Annotated in this window: 18 protein-coding genes and 1 tRNA gene; 13 read left to right on the top strand and 6 right to left on the bottom strand. The window is 72.1% G+C overall.

All coding sequences use genetic code 11. From position 1 onward, the window contains the following. Positions 1-50: 50 nt before the first annotated feature. Positions 51-647, top strand: a complete 597-nt coding sequence (locus tag OHS17_RS11660; protein ID WP_330312109.1) for a histidine phosphatase family protein — start codon at positions 51-53, stop codon at positions 645-647. A 171-nt stretch (positions 648-818) separates the two neighbouring features. On the opposite strand, the gene OHS17_RS11655 is transcribed toward OHS17_RS11660, so the two are convergent. Beyond that, positions 819-2177: a tetratricopeptide repeat protein gene (locus OHS17_RS11655; protein WP_330312108.1), complete on the bottom strand. Its 1359-nt coding sequence runs from the start codon at positions 2175-2177 to the stop codon at positions 819-821. A gap of 238 nt (positions 2178-2415) precedes the next feature. Between OHS17_RS11655 and OHS17_RS11650 the strand changes: the two genes are divergently transcribed. Both OHS17_RS11650 and OHS17_RS11645 read left to right on the top strand, forming a co-directional pair. After that, on the top strand, positions 2416-2805 hold the full coding sequence (locus tag OHS17_RS11650; protein WP_330315226.1) for a hypothetical protein: 390 nt from the start codon (positions 2416-2418) through the stop codon (positions 2803-2805). Between the two features lie 96 nt (positions 2806-2901). Beyond that, positions 2902-3795 (top strand): spermidine synthase, encoded by an 894-nt coding sequence (locus tag OHS17_RS11645; protein WP_330312107.1) that lies wholly within the window; start codon positions 2902-2904, stop codon positions 3793-3795. On the opposite strand, the gene OHS17_RS11640 is transcribed toward OHS17_RS11645, so the two are convergent. Next, positions 3796-4335: a hypothetical protein gene (locus OHS17_RS11640; RefSeq protein WP_330312106.1), complete on the bottom strand. Its 540-nt coding sequence runs from the start codon at positions 4333-4335 to the stop codon at positions 3796-3798. A gap of 68 nt (positions 4336-4403) precedes the next feature. Here OHS17_RS11640 and OHS17_RS11635 point away from each other — a divergent pair, with 68 nt between their 5' ends. The 3 genes from OHS17_RS11635 (at position 4404) to OHS17_RS11625 (ending at position 8110) form a co-directional block, all read left to right on the top strand. Further along, positions 4404-5108 (top strand): response regulator transcription factor, encoded by a 705-nt coding sequence (locus tag OHS17_RS11635; protein ID WP_330312105.1) that lies wholly within the window; start codon positions 4404-4406, stop codon positions 5106-5108. Beyond that, a complete protein-coding gene (locus OHS17_RS11630; RefSeq protein ID WP_018105711.1) occupies positions 5105-6505 on the top strand; it encodes a HAMP domain-containing sensor histidine kinase in 1401 nt (466 codons plus the stop codon). The genes OHS17_RS11635 and OHS17_RS11630 overlap by 4 nt, the downstream gene beginning before the upstream one ends. Positions 6506-6634: 129 nt before the next feature. Then, positions 6635-8110: a glycoside hydrolase family 18 protein gene (locus tag OHS17_RS11625; RefSeq protein WP_330312104.1), complete on the top strand. Its 1476-nt coding sequence runs from the start codon at positions 6635-6637 to the stop codon at positions 8108-8110. A 143-nt stretch (positions 8111-8253) separates the two neighbouring features. On the opposite strand, the gene OHS17_RS11620 is transcribed toward OHS17_RS11625, so the two are convergent. Beyond that, the gene (locus OHS17_RS11620) at positions 8254-10035 is read right to left on the bottom strand and encodes a 2-isopropylmalate synthase (RefSeq protein ID WP_330312103.1); all 1782 of its coding nucleotides are present in this window, start codon (positions 10033-10035) and stop codon (positions 8254-8256) included. Between the two features lie 175 nt (positions 10036-10210). Here OHS17_RS11620 and OHS17_RS11615 point away from each other — a divergent pair, with 175 nt between their 5' ends. From OHS17_RS11615 to OHS17_RS11585, 7 genes are all read left to right on the top strand, one after another. After that, the gene (locus OHS17_RS11615; RefSeq protein WP_330315225.1) at positions 10211-10906 is read left to right on the top strand and encodes a FadR/GntR family transcriptional regulator; all 696 of its coding nucleotides are present in this window, start codon (positions 10211-10213) and stop codon (positions 10904-10906) included. Positions 10907-11466: 560 nt separating this feature from the next. Next, the gene (locus tag OHS17_RS11610; protein WP_330312102.1) at positions 11467-12792 is read left to right on the top strand and encodes an ABC transporter substrate-binding protein; all 1326 of its coding nucleotides are present in this window, start codon (positions 11467-11469) and stop codon (positions 12790-12792) included. Positions 12793-12956: 164 nt separating this feature from the next. Next, a complete protein-coding gene (locus OHS17_RS11605; protein WP_330312101.1) occupies positions 12957-13955 on the top strand; it encodes a carbohydrate ABC transporter permease in 999 nt (332 codons plus the stop codon). A 16-nt stretch (positions 13956-13971) separates the two neighbouring features. Then, complete coding sequence (locus OHS17_RS11600) at positions 13972-14892, top strand: carbohydrate ABC transporter permease (RefSeq protein WP_330312100.1); 921 nt, start codon at positions 13972-13974, stop codon at positions 14890-14892. 122 nt (positions 14893-15014) lie between these two features. Next, positions 15015-16481: a GH1 family beta-glucosidase gene (locus OHS17_RS11595; protein WP_330312099.1), complete on the top strand. Its 1467-nt coding sequence runs from the start codon at positions 15015-15017 to the stop codon at positions 16479-16481. Positions 16482-16724: 243 nt separating this feature from the next. Further along, entirely contained in the window at positions 16725-17756 is a 1032-nt protein-coding gene (locus OHS17_RS11590; protein ID WP_328900276.1) for a LacI family DNA-binding transcriptional regulator, read from the top strand. Between the two features lie 406 nt (positions 17757-18162). Then, positions 18163-18300 carry a DUF397 domain-containing protein gene (locus tag OHS17_RS11585; RefSeq protein ID WP_330312098.1) on the top strand — a complete coding sequence of 46 codons (138 nt, stop codon included), beginning with the start codon at positions 18163-18165 and terminating at the stop codon, positions 18298-18300. Positions 18301-18360: 60 nt separating this feature from the next. Here OHS17_RS11585 and OHS17_RS11580 read toward each other — a convergent pair. The 3 genes from OHS17_RS11580 to OHS17_RS11570 form a co-directional block, all read right to left on the bottom strand. Next, positions 18361-18433: transfer RNA gene (locus tag OHS17_RS11580), tRNA-His, on the bottom strand. Positions 18434-18548: 115 nt separating this feature from the next. Then, complete coding sequence (gene orn, locus OHS17_RS11575; protein ID WP_330312097.1) at positions 18549-19151, bottom strand: oligoribonuclease; 603 nt, start codon at positions 19149-19151, stop codon at positions 18549-18551. 10 nt (positions 19152-19161) lie between these two features. Next, positions 19162-20364 carry a helix-turn-helix domain-containing protein gene (locus OHS17_RS11570; RefSeq protein WP_330312096.1) on the bottom strand — a complete coding sequence of 401 codons (1203 nt, stop codon included), beginning with the start codon at positions 20362-20364 and terminating at the stop codon, positions 19162-19164. Between the last annotated feature and the right edge of the window lie 339 nt (positions 20365-20703).

Here is a 20703-nt window from a genome sequence, read left to right as displayed (position 1 = left end):
GATACGGGATGATGGGGACAAGGTCTTGGCTTTTCAGGGAGAACCCTCTTATGGCACCGCGCATCCTGCTCGCCCGGCACGGGCAGACGGAATGGTCCCTCAACGGCAGGCACACCGGCAGGACGGACATCCCGCTCCTCGACGCCGGACGCGAGGGGGCCAAGCTGCTCGGCGAGCGGCTGCACCGGGGGCCGTGGACGGACCTCCACGACCTGGAGGTCCGCACCAGCCCGCTCGTCCGCGCCGCCGAGACCTGCGAGCTCGCCGGCTTCGGCGACCGCGCGGAGCGGTGGGACGCGCTGATGGAGTGGGACTACGGGGCGTACGAGGGGATGACCCCGGCCGAGATCAAGGCGGGCCGTCCGGACTGGTTCATCTGGCGCGACGGGGTGCCGGAGGGCGAGAGCACCGCCGAGGTGTCGGCCCGGGCCGACGAGATCGTGGAGTGGGCGCGGTCCGCCGACCGGGACGTCCTGGTCTTCGCCCACGGCCACATCCTGCGGGCGCTCGGCGCGCGCTGGCTCGGCGAGGACATCGCCTTCGGCGCCCGCATCTGGCTGGCACCGACGTCGCTGTCCGTCCTGGGCTGGGCGTACGGCGCCCCGGCCATCCAGAAATGGAACGACACGGGGCACCTTGAGCGGTGAGCAATGGGGTTCAGCCCGTCCGGGGCGCTTGACGGATCCCGCCAGCCGGTGAAACCCAGCCCGTCCGGCGATTGAGGACGGAACCGTTGCGCACGGGGGCGGTGCCTGTTCTGGGTCCTTGGCCCGAGGGCCTGGCGGATGCGCCCCGGACCGGGGCAGAGGGTTCCGTCCTCAAACGCCGGACAGGCTGGAGTTGGCCCGGTCCAGGAAGTCACGGACCTCGCGGGTCACCCCCGTCCGGGGCCCCAGGGCCCCCACCGTGGTGTGGAGTATGGCGCGGATGCGGGAGGACTGGACGTCGTCCAGGAGGTCCAGGACCGCGTGGCCGGCCGCGGCCGCCTCCTCGGGGCGGCCACCCCGGGCCAGGTCCCAGGTGAGCTCCGCGCGGTACAGCGCGAGGTTCCGGGTGAAGTGGGGATCCTGCAGCCGGACCGCCAGGTCCGCATGGCGCGCCGCCCGCGCCCACTCACCGAGCGCCGCCCAGCACTGGGCCTCCAGCATCTCCAGCTCCGCCTCGCGGAAGAAGCTCATCCACTCCGGGTCCGCCCCCGAAGGCCCCCGCGAGAACGCGGAGTGCGCCCGGCCGAGCGCCCGTTCGCACCCCGTCCGGTCCCCGAGGCCGGCCCGGCCCCCCGCCTCCCGGAGCGCGAGCAGCGCCCGCAGCCGGGGCGAGCCCAGTGGCTCGGCGGCCCGCTGACCGGCCTCCGCCGCGCGCACCGCCTCACGCGGCCGCCCGGTGTCGCGGGCCAGGAAGGACACATTGCAGAACGCGTGCGCCTCCAGCGCCGGATCACCGGCCACCCGCGCGGTCGCCAGCGCCTCCGCGTAGTGCGAGCGGGCGTCCTCGAAGCGGCCCGAGTCATGGGCCAGCCAGCCCACGGAGATGGCCAGCTCACCGGCGCCGGAGTGCAGCCGGTCCGCCGTGGAGCGCCGGTTGACGGTCCCCGCGTCGAGCAGCGCGTACGCCGCCCGCAGGGGCTGCGAGGCGCGCCGGTAGAGCCAGTCGCCGCCGTGCCGGTCGTCCAGCACCCGGATCTGCCGCACCGCCCGCTCGACGGCGCTCACCTCCGTATCGCCGACCCGGCGTTGCAGGGGCAGGGCGGCGGCGGCCGGGCCACCGAGGCCCAGCCCCAGGGAGACGGCCGCCACCGTGGTGGTGCCGCTCGTCATGAACACGCGACGCAGCACGTCGCTCTCCTCGTCGTCGCCGCCGGGCTCCGGCGGCGGGGCAGTCGGGGGCGGGGCGGCCGCCGCGGGCCTGGCCGCCCGCCCGCGTACCGAAGCGCGGGGCGAGAAGCCCAGGTCCTCCAGGGTCGTCCCGGGGAACATGTGCAGGAAGACCCGCTCGTACGCGTAGTTGGGACAGCGGATCTCGCCGGACTCCACGCGTCCGATGTACCGGGCGTCGCACGCGACCTGCTCGCCGATCTCGCGAGCGGACCTGCGGACCGCGGCAGCGAACTCCCCGGCGGAGCGCGGGCCGCGCAGCCGCCGGAAGGCGAGGTTGGGAACTGCCCGTGTCGACACCATGGCATGGCCCTCTCGGTGCGAGCCGGGCGACGTTTCCGGTGTCCCGGCGGAGCAAGAACGTACCCGCTGTGACAGGTCGCACACGAAGCGTTTCCGGATGAACCGGGCATCTCGGCCGCGATCCGCCATGAACTGCCACCCTTTGCGGCGGTGTCGCACCGTAGCCCTTGACGCCGTCGGCGCGTTGGTCCCTGTGGAGACGGAATACGGCTCCGGCGATGAGAGGAGAGGTCCCTTGTTGCACATCGATCTGCCGAACGGCGGCACCGCGGCCGCCGAAGAACCCTGCGATCTGGTGACCGTGCCCGCCCGGCAGGGCCTGGAGGCCGTGGACATCCTGCGCCGGGGCGCGGCACCGGACGTCGTGGGACCCGTCATCCACGACGGCACCTGCGACACCCTCGGGTTCCTGGTGCCGCCGGGCACCGCGCAGGGCTGGGACGTACCCGGCAGCGCCTGTACGCGGACCGACGGCCGGGGGCTGCGCATCCCCGCCGAGCCGCCGGTCTCCGGCAGCGGCTGGCTGCTGCCGCCCGCCGAGGACACCCCGGTCACCGACCCGGCCGTGCTGCGCGTCGCGCTCGACCAGGCGGCCCGGCTGATCGAGGCCGCCGACAACTGCCGCTGAGCCGGGCGCGCCCCTCGCACCGATAATGGCGGGACGGCGGGCCGCGCGGATCGGCCCGTCCCGGACACGGTGAGCAGTGGGCAGGGGCGAGAAGCAGTGGCACGTCGAGGAGCGGCCGGCGGCGGCGACCGCAAGGGACGGGCGGGCCGAGGAGCCCCGGAGAACAGCGTCTCCGAGCCCGTGGACGGCGGTCTCGCCGAGCTCGTGCCCGACCGGGAGCGCCGGCGTGCCTGGACGCTGACGATCGACGGGGCCCCGCAGTCGCATGTCGACCTGGACGACCCCACGTACCTCTCCTTCGAATACCAGCGCCGCATCGGCCACATCGCCGACCTCGTCGCGCCCCCTGGGCAGCCGCTGCACGTCGTGCACCTGGGCGGCGGGGCCTTCACGCTCGCCCGGTACATCGCCGCCACCCGCCCCCGGTCCACCCAGCAGGTCATCGAGGTGGACGCGGCGCTCGTGCAGCTGGTCCGCCGAGAACTGCCGCTGGACCCGCAGGCCAGGATCCGGGTCAGGTCCACCGACGCCCGCGCGGGGCTCGGGAAGATCCAGGACGGCTGGGCGGACCTCGTCATCGCGGACGTGTTCAGCGGCGCCCGCACCCCGGCCCACCTGACCAGCGCCGAATTCCTCGCCGAGGTGCGCAGGGTCCTGAAGCCCGGCGGGAGTTACGTCGCCAACCTCGCGGACGGGCCGCCGCTGGCCCATCTGCGCGCCCAGATCGCCACCGCCGCCACGGTCTTCCCCGCACTCGCGCTCGCCGCCGACCCCACGGTGTGGCGGGGCCGCCGCTTCGGCAACGCCGTCCTGCTCGCCTCCGACACCGCGCCGGAGATCGCGCAGCTCACCCGCCGCGTCGCCACCGACCCGCACCCCGGACGCGTCGAACACGGCCGCGCCCTCGCGGACTTCACCGGCGGCGCGGCCCCGGTGCACGACGCGGACGCCCGCCCGTCACCGCCGCCGCCCCCGGACGCGTTCAAGTGATCACGAGTTGACGATGTCCACCTGGGGCGCGTGATCGTTCCAGGTGCAGAAGACGGAGACCGTCGTGCCGTCGTCCCGGGCGAAGTTGACCCGGATCCACGTCGTGTTGGACCACACCTGCATCGACCAGCCCGGTTCCGGGGTCGCCGACACCAGCTCCGCCGACGCGGCCCCCATCTCGAAGACGACCCGGCCGCCGTCGGTCGCGTAGCTCCGCGCCTTCCCGGCCGCCGCGGTCGTTCCGGACGCCGGGCGGGGGGTGTTGGGCGCCGGGGTGCGGGACGGGGACGGCTTGCGGGACGTGGGCGTGGCCGGCTTCGGGGTGGTGGGCCGGGGTTTGGGGGACGGCGAGGCCGAGGGGGCGGGGCGGTGCGTCGAGGACGTCAGGCTCTCCGTGGTCGGCGCCGCGACCGGCACCGCGCGCGGCGGGTCGTACACCGTGCCCGCGAGCACGGAGTGCACACCCCACCACGAGACCGTGACCGCCGCGCCGGTGGCGAGCGACCACGCCAGCGCGTGTACCAGACCTCGTTGCATCATCAACATCCTGCACCACGAAACAGGTGGACATGACACCCGGGCAGACCGGATGGCGTACGGTGCCGCCCATGCCCAGTGTGCTCGTGGTCGAGGACGACCAGTTTGTACGTTCCGCCCTCATCCGGCACCTGACGGAGGCCGGTCACACCGTACGGAGCGTCGGCACCGCGCTCGAAGCCTTGCGCGAAGTCGCCCACTTCCGTTTCGACGTGGTCATTCTCGATCTCGGGCTGCCCGATCTCGACGGGTCCGAGGCCCTGAAGATGCTGCGCGGCATCACCGACGTGCCCGTCATCATCGCGACCGCCCGGGACGACGAGAGCGAGATCGTCCGGCTCCTCAACGACGGCGCCGACGACTACCTCACCAAGCCGTTCTCCGTGGAGCACCTGTCGGCCCGGATGGCCGCCGTGCTCCGCCGGGCCCGGGCCGCCGAGGGCGAGGCGCCGCCCCCGCGCGTCATCCAGGTCGGCGGGCTCTGCATCGACCCGCTGCGCCGCCAGGCCGAACTCGACGGCACCGCACTCGACCTCACCCGCCGCGAGTTCGACCTGCTGGCCTTCCTGGCCGGGCGCCCCGGCGTCGTCGTGCCCCGCCGGGAACTCCTCGCCGAGGTCTGGCAGCAGTCCTACGGCGACGACCAGACCATCGACGTCCACCTCTCCTGGCTCCGCCGCAAGCTGGGCGAGACCGCGGCCCGGCCGCGCTATCTGCACACCCTGCGCGGCGTCGGCGTGAAGCTCCAGCCCCCGGCACCGGAGCGGCCCGCATGAGATGGGCGCTGGTCAAGGTCTGCCTGGCCGTCACCGCCATGGTCGTCATCGCCTTCGCCGTGCCCCTGGGGCTCGTCGTCAAGGAGATGGCCCGCGACCGCGCGTTCTCCGACGCCGAACGGCAGGCCGCCACGATCGGACCGACCCTCTCCATCACCACTGACCGCGCCCAGCTCGAAAAGGCCGTCCTCACCACCGAACCGGGCGCCGCCGGGCGGATGGCCGTCCACATCCCGGCCTCCGGCGAGCCCGACGGCATCGCGGCCGACATCGGCAAGGGCCGCGCCACCCGCCAGGAGCTGGAGGCCGTGCGGGTCTCGGGGCGCGCCACGATCACCGGGGTCACCGGCGGGTCCGTGCTGCTCCAGCCGACCGCGGTGGGGCCCAGGGACATCGCGGTCGTCGAGGTGTTCGTCCCCGAGGCCGCCGTGTCCCACGGGGTCACCACCGCCTGGCTGATGCTGGCCGCCGTCGGCGTCGCGCTCATCGTCGGCTCGGTCGCCGTGGCCGACCGCCTCGGCATCCGCATGGTCGAGCCCGCCCGCCGCCTCGCGGGCGCCGCCCACGACCTGGGGGAGGGGCGGCTCGGCACCCGCGTCCCCGAGGAGGGCCCGGACGAACTCCGGTCCGCCGCCGTCGCGTTCAACTCCATGGCCGACCAGGTCGTCCAGCTCCTCGCCAACGAGCGCGAGCTGGCCGCCGACCTCTCGCACCGGCTGCGCACCCCGCTCACCGTCCTCCGGCTGAACGCCGCGTCGCTCGGCGAGGGCCCCGCGGCCGAGCAGACCCGGGCGGCCGTCGAACAACTGGAGCGCGAGGTCGACACGATCATCCGGACCGCCCGCGAGCAGCGCCCCCAGACCCAGCCGGGCGGCCCCGGCGCGGGCTGCGACGCCTCCGAGGTGATCCGCGAGCGGATGGCCTTCTGGTCCGCGCTGGCCGAGGACGAGGGCCGCGAGGTGCGCCTCGCCGGGGTGGACCGTACGGTGCGCATCCCGGTCGCCCGGCCCGAACTGGCGGCCGCGCTCGACGCGTTGCTCGGCAACGTCTTCCGGCACACCCCGGAGGGCACCGCCTTCGCGGTCGACGTGCACCACAGCGGTGACGCGGTGATCGTGCTGGTCTCGGACGCCGGGGGCGGGATCGCCGACCCGAAGGCGGCCCTGGCGCGCGGCGGGGCCCGGGACGCGGTGGGCTCGACCGGGCTCGGGCTCGACATCGTGCGCCGGGTCGCCGAGTCCACCGGCGGCGACGTGCGCATCGGCCGCTCGGTGCTGGGCGGCACGGAGGTCCGGGTCTGGATCGGGCTCGACGGACAGCGCCCGCAGGGCGGCGGACGGGGCCACCGGGTGGGCCGTCAGCGCCGCCGCCGGGGCGTGGGACGCGCCAACCTTTAGCCCGGCCGATGCGCTCCTTAAGGCAGTCCTAAGAACCTCAACCCCGGCCCGGTTCGCCCCATTTGCCCGATCCGCAGCCGCTAGCGTGCTCCCGCATCCCCCACTCCCGTACGACGAGGCAGGAACGCGATGGGCACCAGTACGCACCGGCGCACGATGGGCACCAGGACCAAGGTGATCGGCTCGGTCGTCGCCGCGGCGGTGATCGGCGGAACGGTGTTCGCCCTCACCGGGACGGCGCAGGCATCGGCGGTCGGCGCCGCGTACACCCGTACCAGCGGCTGGACCGGCGGCTACACCGGGCAGTACGTCGTCACCAACGACACCGGCTCGGCGAAGACCGACTGGACCCTTGAGTTCGACCTCCCGGCGGGCACGAAGCTCAGCTCGCTGTGGAACGGCGAACACACCGTCAGCGGCAACCACGTCACCGTCCGCCCCGCGAGCTGGAACAAGCAGCTGGCCGCCGGGCAGTCCGTCACCGTCGGCTTCGTCACCGCCTCCGACGGCACCGCGGCCGACCCCACCGGCTGCCTGATCGACGGCGCGAAGTGCTCCGTGGACCCCGGCGCCACCCCCGAACCCAGCGGCCGCCCCACCGAGTCCGCGACGCCGACCCCCACGGCCACCCCCACCGACAAGCCCACCGAAACGGCGACCCCGACGCCGACCCCCACCCCCACGAAGACCGACGACGGCGGCTCCACCGCGAGCGGCGCCCGCTTCGCCCCGTACGTGGACACCTCGCTCTACCCCGCGTACGACCTGGTCGACACCGCGAACAAGACCGGGGTCAAGCAGTTCAACCTCGCCTTCATCACCTCCGGCGGCAGCTGCGCCCCGCTCTGGGGCGGGGTCACCGGCCTCGGCGACGACCACGTCGCCTCCCAGATCGGCGCCCTGCGCGCGGCCGGCGGCGACGTCCGGGTCTCCTTCGGCGGGGCCGCGGGATCCGAACTGGCCCTCCGCTGCTCCTCGGCGGCCGACCTCGCCGCCGCGTACGGCAAGGTGGTCGACACGTACAAGCTGACCAAGGTCGACTTCGACATCGAGGGCGGCGCGCTCCCCGACACCGCCGCCAACACACGCCGCTCGCAGGCCATCGCGCAGCTCCAGAAGGCGCACCCCGGCCTGGACGTGTCCTTCACGCTCCCCGTGATGCCCGAGGGCCTGACCCAGCCCGGCGTCGACCTGATCGCGGACGCGAAGAAGAACGGCGTGGACGTCGGCGCCGTCAACATCATGGCGATGGATTACGGCGCCTCCTACAGCGGCGACATGGGCACCTACGCCATCCAGGCCGCCACCGCCACGCAGGCCCAGATCAAGGGCGTCCTCGGGCTCTCCGACGCCGACGCGTGGAAGGCCGTCGCCGTCACCCCGATGATCGGCGTGAACGACGTCAGCACCGAGGTCTTCAAGGTCGAGGACGCCACCCAGCTCGTCGCCTTCGCGAAGGAGAAGGGCCTCGCCTGGCTCGCGATGTGGTCGGGCACCCGGGACAAGGAGTGCGCGGGCGGCGCCAAGCCCACCGCGGACGCCTCGTGCAGCTCGATCGCCCAGGAACCGCTCGCCTTCACCAAGGCATTCGGCGCGTACAAGTAGGACCCGCACCCAGGACCGCACCCCCTCCGCGCACCCCGGCCCGGCCCCCCCTTCCCCCCACCCCGGCCGGGGTGCGCGCCCCACTGCCCCCGGCCGGGTCGAGCACCCCCCCTTCCTCCCGGCCGGGGGCGCACCTCGTTCCGCTACCCCCGGTTCACCGCCGACAGCACCGCCGCCACGGACGCGGCCACACCCGAGGCGTCCCGGCCCGCGCCCCAGCGCTCCTCGCCGCCGACGCGGCAGCGCGCGTACGCGGTCGTCGTCCCGGCCCCGTCCGGGTGCTGCTCCGACAGTTCGAGGACCGCCACCTCCACCCCGGCCGCCGCCAGCGCGTCCGCGAACGCCGTGACCGGGCCGGTGCCCGTCCCCTCGTAATCGCCCTCCCGGTCGTCCACGCGCAGGGTGCAGACGAAGCGGTGCTCACCGGCCGGACCGGTCTGCGCCGACCAGGAGGTGAGGGCGACCCCGCCGTCCCGCCCGGGGACCAGATACGCGGCCTCGAAGAGGATCCACAGGTCCTTCGGGGTGGCCTCGGCGCCGCTGTCGTCGGTCGCCTCCTGGACGGTACGGGAGAACTCGGCCCGCATCCCGGCAGGCAGGTCCACCCCGTGGCCGGTGCGCAGCAGATGCGCGATGCCGCCCTTGCCCGACTGCGAGTTGACCCGGATGACGGCCTCGTACGTACGCCCCACGTCGGCCGGGTCGATCGGCAGGTACGGCACCTCCCACAGCTCCGACGCGCTGTTCGCGCGGCGGGCGAAGCCCTTGCTGATGGCGTCCTGGTGGGTGCCGGAGAACGCGGTGTACACCAGGTCGCCTCCGTAGGGGTGGCGCGGCGGCACCGGCAGCCGGTTGCAGTGCTCGACCGTGCGGCGGATCTCGTCGATGTCCGAGAAGTCGATCATCGGGTCGACGCCCTGGGCGTGCAGGTTGAGCGCCAGGTTGACCAGGTCGACGTTGCCGGTGCGCTCCCCGTTGCCGAACAGGCAGCCCTCCACCCGCTGGGCGCCCGCCAGCACCGCCAGCTCCGCGCAGGCCACGCCCGTGCCGCGGTCGTTGTGCGGGTGCACGGAGAGGATCACCGAGTCCCGCCGGGCCAGATGGCGGTGCATGTACTCGATCTGGTCCGCGTAGACGTTGGGCGTGGCGATCTCCACGGTGGCCGGGAGGTTGTGGACGACCGGCCGGTCCGGCGAGGCGTCCCACAGCTCGGTGAGGCTGTCGCAGATCTCCAGGATGTAGTCGGGCTCGGTCAGGTTGAAGACCTCGGGCGAGAACTGGAACCGGATGTCCGCGCCGGGCCTGGCCCGGGCCAGCCGGTCCATCTGCCGGGCCGCGTCCAGCACCACGCCGTGCACCTCGGCCCGGTCGCGGCCCAGGACCACCTCGCGCCAGACGGGGGCGGTCGCGATGTAGAGGTGGACGACGACGCGGTCCAGGCCCGCCACGGACGCGAAGGTCCGGTCGATCAGGTCGGCCTTGGCGGGGGTGAAGACGACCACGGTGACGTCGTCGGGGACCGCCCCGCTGGTCGCCAGGTGGCGTACGAAGTCGAAGTCGGTGCGGCTCGCGGACGGGTAGCCGACCTCGATCTCCTTGAAGCCCATCGCGACCAGCAGGTCGAACATCCGCCGCTTGCGCGGCGTGTCCATCGGCTCCGCCAGCGCCTGGTTGCCGTCCCGCAGGTCGACCGGCACCCACAGCGGGGCGCGTTCGATACGGGCCTGCGGCCAGCTCCGCCCGGTCAGCGGGACCGCGACCCGGTCGAACGCGGAGCGGTAGCGGTGCGAGGGCATGGAGCTGGAGCGTTGCGGGTTCCAGCGGGGCGCCGCCTGGGGGACCGGGCCGCGCGGGGTGCAGATGGTGGGGAAGCTGTGCATCGGGGCAGGGGCGTCGGACGGGGCCGCGGACATGAACTCGGGCATGAACGGTGTCTCTTCTCGCATCGCCGGATGCGACCGGCACAGCACGGCACCCCGCGGCGGGGTGCCGATCGCTTCAGGCCCCGCCGCGGCAGCCGAGAAGGAGGAGACCGCGGTACGTCATGGGCGGTACAGTAACCAGAACGCAACCACTCAGACAACCTGACAGGTGAACGACGTGCCTCCGTCCGGCCCCCTCCGCCCCAGCCCTCTCGTGGAACAGGCGACCAGCCATCTGCGCACGCGGATCACCGAGGGGCACTGGCCGGTCGGCACCAAGCTCCCGGGTGAGACGACCCTCGCCCGCGAGCTGGGCGTGGGCCGCTCCACGGTCCGCGAGGCGGTCCGTACGCTCGCCACGCTCGGCCTCCTCCGGTCCCGCCAGGGCGCCGGCGTCTTCGTCGTCGCGGACCACGTCACGGAGGACTGGCCGGAACGGCTGCGCAGGGCGTCGGTCACCGACGTCTACGAGGTCCGCATGCTCATCGAGGTCCAGGCCGCCCGCCTCGCCGCCCGCCGCCGCACCGACGAGGACCTGACCGCCCTCGACGCGGCGCTCACCGCCCGGCTGAAGGCGGGCGCGGGCGTCGACGACGCGGACTTCGTGGACGCGGACATCGCGGTGCACCGGGCGGTCGTGGCCGCCGCGCACAACCCGGTCCTCACCGACCTCTTCGCCGAGTTCGTCCCGGCCCTCCGCCAGGCCCTCATCGACCTCGTGGACCTCCTGGGCCTGCGCCGCCAGGACCCCCACCACGGCCACACCGGCCACCGTGCCCTGGTCACCGCCATCGTCGCGGGCGACCCGGAGCGAGCGGCCCAGGCGGCCCAGGAGGAACTGGAAGCGACCCTGACCCGGCTGCGCGGAGCGTGACACCGGGGCGCCCGCCGCGCCCTCGCCGCCACCCCCGTCCCCGCCCCCGTCCCCGCCACCATCCGGACCCCGGCTTCGGGCAAAGAACGCGCGGGTCCGGATCCGCGCCCCCTCCGCGCCGCACCCCGTTCACTTCCCGGCGGGGTCCGCGGGGCTTCGGTGGACTGTTTCCGGGCCATGCCGGAAAACCGGCACCGGGGCCGGTTTTTCGCGAGGGCTCAACCAAGATCCATTGTCAACCCGCCGCCCACCTGCGGGAATTCGGAATCGCGCCGCGCGCCGCAACGCGGCGCACCGCTTTGGCAAGCCTTCGGCCGGACACGGTCTCGTGACTTGCAGGACACGCTCGCGCAACGGAAGCGTCTTCAACTCTTGACACCCACCCCCCGCAGGCAGCAATCTTCCGACATCGACGCATGGGAGCGCTCCCACATCACGCGGGGATTCCCCGGGTGAACGGCACTGCCCGTGTACTCCCCCCAAAACCATCCGGCACCCGCACTCACCAGCGCGTATGCCACGCAGTGAACCAGTCCCACCCTGGAACAAGGAGTAGTGGAATGCGTATCACCCGCACCGTCGCCGGCCGGAGCCGCAGAGTCGCGGTCCTGGCCACCACGGGCCTGACCGCTTCGGCGCTGCTGCTGACCGGCTGCAGCAGCGACGACTCCGACTCGAACGAGTCCTCCGACGCGAACGGGAAGATCACGCTGACCGTCGCCGACTACGGCCAGTTCGGTTACAAGGAAGCCGGTCTCTTCGCCAAGTACCACGAGCTGCACCCGAACATCACGGTGAAGGAAGACACCACCGCCGATGAGAAGGTCTACTACCCCAAGCTGCTCCAGCAGCTGAACGCGGGCAGCGGTCTCGCCGACGTCCAGGGTCTTGAGGTCGGCCGCATCAAGGAACTCGTCGACACCAAGGCGGACCAGTTCGCCGACCTGAGCAAGGTCATCGACGTCAAGGAGTTCGTGTCGTGGAAGGAGAAGCAGGCGACCACGGCCGACGGCAAGGTGATCGGCGCGGGTACCGACATCGGCCCGATGTCGCTCTGCTACAACACCGAGCTGTTCAAGAAGGCCGGCCTGCCGACCGACCGCAAGGAGGTCGCGGCCAAGATCACCGGCGGCTGGGAGGACTACCTCAAGCTCGGTGAGGAGTACAAGAAGAAGGCGCCCGCGGGCACGTACTTCATGGACTCCGCCAGTGCCATGTACAACGCCGTCGTCAGCTCCAACGCGAAGCAGTACTACGACGAGAGCGGCAAGGCGATCTACAAGGAGAGCCCCAGCGTCCAGCAGGGCTGGAACCTGGCCGCCGAGGCCGCGGACAAGAAGCTGACCCAGGGTCTCGCCCAGTTCAGCGACCCGTGGGCGGCGGCCCTGCGCAAGGGGACCATCGCCACGGTGGCCTGCCCCGCCTGGATGGCCGGTCAGATCTCCGTGAACGCCGGTGACGCGAACAAGGGCAAGTGGGACATCACCACCGCCCCCGGCGCCACCGCGGCCAACTGGGGTGGCTCCTTCCTCGGTGTCCCGAAGTCCGGCAAGAACGTCGACGAGGCCACCAAGCTCGTCAAGTGGCTGACCGCCCCCGAGCAGCAGGCCGCCGTCTTCAAGGCGATCGGTTCCTTCCCGTCCAACACCGGCGCGTACGAGCTGCCGGACGTGAAGAACGCGACCCTGCCGTACTTCAACGACGCCCCGATCGGCCAGATCTACGCCGATGAGGCCAAGTCCATCCCCGAGACGATCCTCGGCCCGAAGGACGCTGCCATCAAGGACACCATCTCCACCCAGATCAACAACATGGAGCAGCGCGGCACCAAGCCCGACGCCGCGTGGGAGGCCGCGACCAAGTCCATCGACAAGGTCATCGGCTGACGTTCGCCAGGGCGCGTCCGGCCACCTGACCAGCCGGACCCGCCCGGGCGCGGGCGGCCCCTCCCCGGGCCGCCCGCACCCGCGTGTTCCTGAGGGGTGCGGCGCGACGGCCCAGCCATCCCGTACCCGGGTAACCCAAGCAATCCAGGGAAGGACTCCCGCTCGTGGCCACCTCGACTCCCACCCGGGACGCATACGCGCCGCCACCCCGCGGCTCCCAGCACAAACCGGTGGACGCCCGCCGGCAGACGTGGCGGAGCCGGCTCTGGCGGTTCGACGACAAGGCGTCCCCGTACGCCTACATAGCCCCGTTCTTCCTCGTCTTCGGCGCCTTCGGGCTCTACCCGCTGCTGTACACCGGCTGGATCGCCATGCACCGGGTCGAGATGACCGGCATGGACCAGATGGAGTGGGTCGGCTGGGAGAACTTCGACAAGATCCTGCACGACTCCGAGTTCTGGACGGCCGTCAGCAACACCTTCCTGATCGGTGTCATCTCGGTCGTCCCGCAGCTGCTCGTCGCGCTCGGCCTGGCCCACCTGCTCAACTACAAGCTGCGGGCCAGCACCTTCTGGCGCACGGTCATCCTCACCCCGTACGCCACCTCCGTGGCCTCCGCCGCCCTCGTCTTCGCCCTGGTCTTCCGGGCCGACGGCGGCCTGCTCAACTGGGCGCTGCACTTCGTCGGTCTCGGCGACACCAACTGGGCCAACGGGCACTGGACGTCCAAGATCGCCATCGCGGTCATCGTGATCTGGCGCTGGACCGGCTACAACGCCCTGATCTACCTCGCCGCGATGCAGGCGGTGCCGTCCGACCTGTACGAGGCGGCCTCGCTCGACGGCGCCTCGCGCTGGCAGCAGTTCCGCAAGGTGACCATCCCGTCGCTCCGGCCCACGATCCTCTTCACGATCGTCATCTCGACCATCGGCTCCATGCAGCTGTTCGGTGAGCCCCTGCTGCTGGAGGGCGGCACGCTCGGCGCGACCGGCGGCAACGAGAATCAGTACGAGACCCTCAGCGTCTACCTCTACAACTACGGCTGGAATCTGGGGCACCTCGGTCCGGCCGCCGCAGTGGCCTGGGCGATGCTCGCCCTCCTGCTGATCATCGCCGCGGTCAACTGGCTCATCGGCCGCTTCGTACGCAAATCCGCGGTCTGACCGGGAGCGATATCCAATGACCATCACCAGCCCCACCAAAGTCTCGGAGCCCGGCCTCCCGGCGCGTTCCGTCCACCGCGCACCGAAGAAGCCCAGCCGCTTCAAGCCCGGTGCCGGGCAGCAGCTGAAGGGCGGCCCGTTCGCCTACGTCGCCCTGGCCGTCATCGGCATCGGCTCGCTGCTGCCGCTGTACTGGACCCTCGTGGCCGCGTCCCACACCCAGGACGAGGTGCTGGCCACCACCCCGCCGTTCCTGCCGGGCGGGCGCCTCTTCCACAACCTCGACGCCGCCTGGACCCAGGCCCACCTGGGCAAGGCGATCGTCAACAGCGTCATCGTGGCCGGCTGCATCACCGCGGCGACGCTCTTCTTCTGCACCCTGGCCGGCTACGCCTTCGCCAAGATGCGCTTCCGCGGCCGAGGGGCCCTGATGACCGGCGTCATCCTCACCCTGACGATCCCGCCGCAGCTCAGCGTCGTCCCGCTGTTCATGATGATGGCCGACCTCGGCTGGGGCGGGAACCTGGAGTCGGTGATCTTCCCGACCCTGGTCAGCGCCTTCGGTGTGTTCTTCATGCGCCAGTACCTCATGGAGGCGCTGCCGTACGAGCTGATCGAGGCCGCCAAGATCGACGGTGCGAACAACTTCCGCATCGTGCTGAGCGTGGTGCTGCCGGTGGCCCGCCCCGCGATGATGGTGCTCGGCATGCTCACCTTCGTCCAGGCGTGGAACGACTTCTTCTGGCCCTACCTCGCCCTGAACCAGCAGAACCCCACGCTTCAGGTGGCCCTCGGCCAGCTCAGCGCCTCGTACACCCCCGACACCAGCATCGTGATGGCCGGCGCGCTGATCAGCACCCTGCCGCTGCTCGTGGTGTTCGTGATCTTCGGCAAGCAGATCGTCGGCGGCATCATGTCCGGCGCCGTCAAGGGCTGACCCCCCGCTCGCCGCAGCTGTGTCACGGAGCCGTACGGTCCCGCCCGCCCCGTGGACCGTACGGGCCCCGTAGCCCCACCCGTCAACGCCCCTGTCCTTCACACCCCTGGGAGCGCTCCCGCATGACTGCTGTACGACCTGACATCGCCCCGAAGCCGGTGCCCGAGGCCACCACGACCTTCCCGACGGGCTTCGTCTGGGGAGCGGCCACCGCCGCCTACCAGGTCGAGGGTGCCGCCGCCGAGGACGGGCGGACGCCCTCCATCTGGGACACCTTCAGCCGCACCCCCGGCAAGGTCCGCAACGGCGACACCGGCGACATCGCCGCCGACCACTACCACCGCTACCGCGACGACGTGGCCCTGATGAAGCAGCTGGGGCTGAAGGCGTACCGCTTCTCCATCTCCTGGTCCCGGGTCCAGCCCACCGGCCGCGGCCCGGCCGTCCAGCGCGGGCTCGACTTCTACCGCAAGCTGGTCGACGAACTCCTCGACGCCGGCATCACGCCCGTCGCCACCCTCTACCACTGGGACCTGCCCCAGGAGCTGGAGGACGCGGGCGGCTGGCCGGAGCGCGCCACCGCCGAGCGCTTCGCGGACTACACCGCGATCATGGCGGGCGCCCTCGGCGACCGCGTCGGTACGTGGACCACCTTCAACGAGCCGTGGTGCTCGGCCTTCCTCGGCTACGGCTCCGGGGTGCACGCCCCCGGCCGCACCGAGGCCGCCTCCGCCCTGCGCGCGGCCCACCACCTCAACCTCGCCCATGGCCGGGCGATCGAGGTTCTGCGCGGTCAACTCCCCGCTGCCGCGCAGACCTCGGTCACCCTCAACCTCCACCAGGTCCGCCCGCTCACGCCGAGCCCGGAGGACGTGGACGCCGCCCGCCGCATCGACGCGGTCGGCAACCGGGTCTTCACCGGCCCGATGCTGCACGGTGCCTACCCGGAGGACCTGCTCGCGGACACCGCGCACGTGGTGGACTGGTCGAAGCTGGTCCAGGACGGCGACCTGGAGGCCATCGCGCGCCCGGTCGACGTCCTCGGCATCAACTACTACACGCCGACCCTGGTCTCCACGCCCGCCGAGGGCTCCGGCGACACCCGCAACGACGGCCACGGCGCCAGCGACTACTCGCCCTGGCCCGGCTCCGAGCACGTCGCCTTCCACCTCGCCGACGGCAAGCCGACCACCGCCATGAACTGGTCGATCGACCCCAACGGGCTCTACAACCTGCTCATGGACGTCACCCGCGAGCACCCCGGCATTCCGCTCATGGTCACCGAGAACGGCGCCGCCTTCGACGACTACGTCTCGCCCGAGGGCCGGGTCCAGGACCCCGAGCGCATCGCCTACCTGCACGGCCACCTCGACGCCGTGCAGCGCGCGGTGGCCGACGGCGCGGACGTGCGCGGCTACTTCCTCTGGTCGCTGATGGACAACTTCGAGTGGGCGTACGGCTATTCGAAGCGCTTCGGCGCGGTGTACGTGGACTACGCGTCCCAGCGCCGCATCCCGAAGGCCAGCGCCCACTGGTACGCCGACGTGATCCGCCGCCACGGCCTCCCGCCGCTGGAGGACGCCAACTGACCCGCGCGGTACGCCCTGTTCGTACCGCAGCCTCCCCCCGAGACCCGGCACCCGGTGCCGGGTCTCGGCCCATTCGCCGCCCCGGCCTGTGCGTTCCGCTTGACCACGCGCGTAGAGTGGGAGCGCTCCCACAAAAGGAGCGGGGGAGCGGCCGACCGGTCCCGCAGAGTGTCAAGGGAACCAACGCCAGGACTTGGTTTGGTTATCCGACTGTGAGAAATTGACCGCGAACGGGAGGCAGCCATGACGGCAGCGCGAGTACGGAGCGGGGGCCGGCCCACGCTCGAAGAGGTGGCGGCGCGGGCAGGGGTCGGGCGGGGCACGGCCTCGCGCGTCATCAACGGATCGCCCCGGGTCAGCGCCCACACCAGGGAGGCGGTCGAGGCCGCCGTCGCCGAGCTGGGTTACGTACCCAACCGCGCGGCCCGTGCGCTGGCCGGCAACCGCACGGACGCCATCGCGCTCGTCGTGCCCGAGTCGGAGAGCCGCTTCTTCGCGGAGCCGTACTTCTCCGACATCGTGCGCGGGGTCGGCGCCGCCCTCGCCGATACGGAGATGCAGCTCCTGCTCACCCTCGTCGGCAGCGACCGCGAGCGCCGCCGGCTCGCCCAGTACCTCACCGCGCACCGCGTGGACGGCGTGCTGCTGGTCTCCGTGCACGCCGACGACCCGCTGCCCGACCTGCTGGAACAGCTCGGCATGCCCGCCGTGATGAACGGGCGCAGATCCGCCGCCGAATCCCTGTCCTCCGTCGACTCGGACAACTTCGAGGGCGCCCGCAGCGCCGTGGAACACCTCGCCTCGCGCGGCCGCCGCTCCATCGCCACGATCACCGGCCGACTCGACGTCTACGCCTCCCAGAGCCGCCTGGACGGCTACCGCCAGGCCGTCCGCGACGCGGGCCTGGAGCCCGACGAGCGGCTGATCGCCCCCGCCGACTTCTCCGAGGAGGGCGGCGCCCAGGCCATGCGCGACCTGCTCGCCCGCCGCCCCGACGTGGACGCGGTCTTCGCCGCCTCCGACGTGATGGCCGCCGGTGCCCGCCAGGTCCTGCGCGAGGCGGGCCGCCGCATCCCGGACGACGTCGCCCTCATCGGCTTCGACGACTCGGCCGTGGCCCGCCACATGGACCCGGCCCTCACCAGCGTGCGCCAGCCGATCGAGGAGATGGGCCGCACGATGACCCGGGTCCTGCTCGACATGATCGCCGGGGAGAACGCGGACCGGGCGCAGATCGTGCTGCCGACCGAGCTGGTGGTCCGCGACTCGTCGTGACGCCCGGGTTGCCGCAACTCGGTCTGCCCGGCGCGCACTTCGAGTAGCTTCGGAGGTGTGGACCCTTCTCTGACCGCTCTGATCGTCGCCGTGGTGGGCGTGGCGGGCACCCTGGTGTCCGGCGTGATGGCGCACCGCGGAGCCCTGCGGGCCAAGACGGTGGAGCTCGACCGTGCGGAGCGGCTGCGGCGCGAGGAGCTGCTGGCGGACGAACGCCGCGAGGCCCTGGCCGTACGGCGGGCCTCCTACGCGGTGTTCAACCAGCGCCTGCGCCAGTTCCACTCCGTCCTCTCCAAGGACTACTTCGCCCTCGCCGCCGGGGAGGCGCGCCCCGGACAGGGCCGGGAGCGGGAGGAGCCCCGCCAGGTCCAGCTACTGCGACTCGGCGGGCCCCGACTGCGTCGAGGTGGCCCTGCCCCCCGGCCCCGCGACGGCGGTCCGCCTGCGCGACTCCAAGACTCTGTCCCTCCCCGCACTCGCCTTCGCCCCGGACGCGTGGTCGGCGTTCGTCGGCTCCGTCGGGCAGCTGGAGCCGCGCGACTGAATCAGCGTACGAAGAAGCCCCTGTCCTGTGTTTCCACAGGACAGGGGCTTCTTCGTACAGGGTGAGTAACGGGACTCGAACCCGCGACATCCTGGACCACAACCAGGTGCTCTACCATCTGAGCTATACCCACCACGTCCGGGCGTTTCCGACCGGCCGAGAAAAAGTGTACAGGGTCCGGGAGGGTGCTCGCGCACTCATTTCCCGGCGGGGGGTCGCGGCCCCCGGAGGGGCCGTGACCAGCGCCTTCAGCCGCGGGGCCGGGAGACCCGCGCGGCCGCCGCCCGCGCCTGCTCGGAGTCCGGGCCGGGCTGCGGGACGAAGACCGCCTCGCGGTAGTACCGCAGCTCGGTGATCGAGTCGCGGATGTCGGCGAGCGCCCGGTGGTTGCCGTTCTTCTCCGGGCTGTTGAAGTACGCCCTCGGATACCAGCGGCGGGACAGCTCCTTGATGGAGGAGACGTCCACGATCCGGTAGTGGAGGTAGCCCTCCAGGAGCGGCATGTCCCGGGACAGGAAGCCGCGGTCGGTACCGACCGAGTTCCCGCACAGGGGAGCCTTGCCCGGCTCCTTCACATGCTCGCGGACATAGGCGAGGACCTGCTCCTCGGCGTCGGCCAGCGTGGTGCCGCCGGCCAGCTCGTCGAGGAGGCCCGAGGCGGTGTGCATCTGCCGCACCACCTCGGGCATGGTCTCCAGCGCCGCGTCCGGCGGGCGGATGACGATGTCCACCCCTTCGCCGAGCACGTTCAGCTCCGAGTCGGTGACCAGCGCGGCCACCTCGATGAGCGCGTCATCCGCCAACGAGAGCCCGGTCATCTCGCAGTCGATCCACACCATGCGGTCGTTCATGGGCCCCACCCTACGGGGCGCTCCGCTGTCCGGGCAGGGCCGGGCGCCCCGCGGCGAACACGTCGGTGGCCGCCTTCGCCTCCAGCGCCGCGGGTGCGGCGCCGGAGGAACCGGGGACGGCGGTACGGCGGCTCTGGGCGGTGCCCTGGCTGGGTACCGCCACCTCCGTCACCATGACCGGCTCCGGCGCTCCGCCCTGCGGACGCCGGGCCCGGTAGGCGGCCCGGTACGCGGCGGGGGAGGAGCCGAGCTGGCGGCGGAAGTGCCCGCGCAGCGCGACCGGCGAGCGGAAGCCGCAGCGGCCCGCGACCTCGTCCACCGAGTAGTCCGACGTCTCCAGGAGGCGCTGCGCCTGCAGCACCCGCTGGGTGATCAGCCACTGGAGCGGTGCGCTGCCCGTCAGCGAGCGGAACCTCCGGTCGAAGGTCCGCCGGCTCATGTAGGCACGCGCGGCCAGCGTCTCCACGTCGAACTGCTCGTGCAGATGCTCCAGCGCCCAGGCGACGACCTCGGCGAGCGGGTCGGAGCCGATCTCTTCAGGTAAAGACCTGTCGAGGTAGCGCTCCTGACCGCCACTGCGCCGGGGCGGCACGACGAGCCGGCGGGCCAGTGCCCCGGCGGCCTCCGTGCCGTGGTCCGAGCGGACTATGTGCAGACACAGGTCGATGCCGGCCGCCGTCCCGGCGGAGGTCAGCACGTCCCCGTCGTCCACGAACAGTTCGCGTGGGTCGACGTGCACCGACGGATAGCGCTTGGCCAGCGTCGGTGCGTACATCCAGTGGGTGGTGGCCGGCCGGCCGTCCAGCAGCCCGGCGGCGGCGAGCACGAAGGCCCCCGTGCACAGGCCGACGATGCGGGCGCCCTCTTCATGGGCGCGGCGCAGCGCGTCCAGCGCCTCCATGGGCGGTGGCGAGGTGATCGAGCGCCAGGCGGGCACCACGACGGTGCCGGCCCTGCTGATCGCCTCCAGCCCGTAGGGCGCGGTCAGTTCGAGTCCGCCGGTGGTGCGCAGCGGTCCCTCTTCACCGCTGCACACGAGCAACCGGTAGCGCGGAACTCCCGCGTCCTGGCGGTCGATTCCGAACACCGACAGCGGGATGGAGCTCTCGAAGATGGGGCCACCGCTGAAAAGCAGTACGGCGACGACTTCCCGGCGTCGTCTTCCGCCCAGCTTCCGTACAGCCTCCGTTGCGGTGGCGGAGTCCTGGCTCATGACGCTAAGCCCCCCTCGGTGTTCGCGTCTTCCTGGTCCTTACGGGCCTGTGGCACCTGCACTTGTCCCCTCGGTCGTGCACGAGTCCCCGGCCTTCGACGCCCAAGATCGAATCTACTGCGTCCCGTGGTGCCGTCGTGACAAGTTCACCAACCGGCTCATTGTCGACAAGGCAACCTGGCGGGAAGCGTTCGATCACGAAGCGTTTCACTCGCAGCTCGCGCAGGGAAGTGCGTCCGGCGTTCATGGCCCGTCCCCATTGGGCCGAAGCGTACCGCCCGGTCTCTTCCTGCCTGGTGGCAAGGGGGTTGATCGGCCATTTCGACAAGGAATGGACCG

It is taken from the genome of Streptomyces sp. NBC_00523 (assembly GCF_036346615.1).
Classification (GTDB): domain Bacteria; phylum Actinomycetota; class Actinomycetes; order Streptomycetales; family Streptomycetaceae; genus Streptomyces.
The sequence above is the reverse complement of the archived record's forward strand: the minus strand, read 5'-3'. Positions and strand labels throughout refer to the sequence as shown.

Coding starts and splice junctions, on each gene's coding strand:
- OHS17_RS11660 (WP_330312109.1), top strand. CDS start 51: ATGGCACCGCGCATCCTGCTCGCCCGGCACGGGCAGACGGAATGGTCC.
- OHS17_RS11655 (WP_330312108.1), bottom strand. CDS start 2,177: ATGGTGTCGACACGGGCAGTTCCCAACCTCGCCTTCCGGCGGCTGCGC.
- OHS17_RS11640 (WP_330312106.1), bottom strand. CDS start 4,335: ATGATGCAACGAGGTCTGGTACACGCGCTGGCGTGGTCGCTCGCCACC.
- OHS17_RS11635 (WP_330312105.1), top strand. CDS start 4,404: ATGCCCAGTGTGCTCGTGGTCGAGGACGACCAGTTTGTACGTTCCGCC.
- OHS17_RS11630 (WP_018105711.1), top strand. CDS start 5,105: ATGAGATGGGCGCTGGTCAAGGTCTGCCTGGCCGTCACCGCCATGGTC.
- OHS17_RS11625 (WP_330312104.1), top strand. CDS start 6,635: ATGGGCACCAGTACGCACCGGCGCACGATGGGCACCAGGACCAAGGTG.
- OHS17_RS11620 (WP_330312103.1), bottom strand. CDS start 10,035: ATGCCCGAGTTCATGTCCGCGGCCCCGTCCGACGCCCCTGCCCCGATG.
- OHS17_RS11610 (WP_330312102.1), top strand. CDS start 11,467: ATGCGTATCACCCGCACCGTCGCCGGCCGGAGCCGCAGAGTCGCGGTC.
- OHS17_RS11600 (WP_330312100.1), top strand. CDS start 13,972: ATGACCATCACCAGCCCCACCAAAGTCTCGGAGCCCGGCCTCCCGGCG.
- OHS17_RS11595 (WP_330312099.1), top strand. CDS start 15,015: ATGACTGCTGTACGACCTGACATCGCCCCGAAGCCGGTGCCCGAGGCC.
- OHS17_RS11590 (WP_328900276.1), top strand. CDS start 16,725: ATGACGGCAGCGCGAGTACGGAGCGGGGGCCGGCCCACGCTCGAAGAG.
- orn (WP_330312097.1), bottom strand. CDS start 19,151: ATGAACGACCGCATGGTGTGGATCGACTGCGAGATGACCGGGCTCTCG.
- OHS17_RS11570 (WP_330312096.1), bottom strand. CDS start 20,364: ATGAGCCAGGACTCCGCCACCGCAACGGAGGCTGTACGGAAGCTGGGC.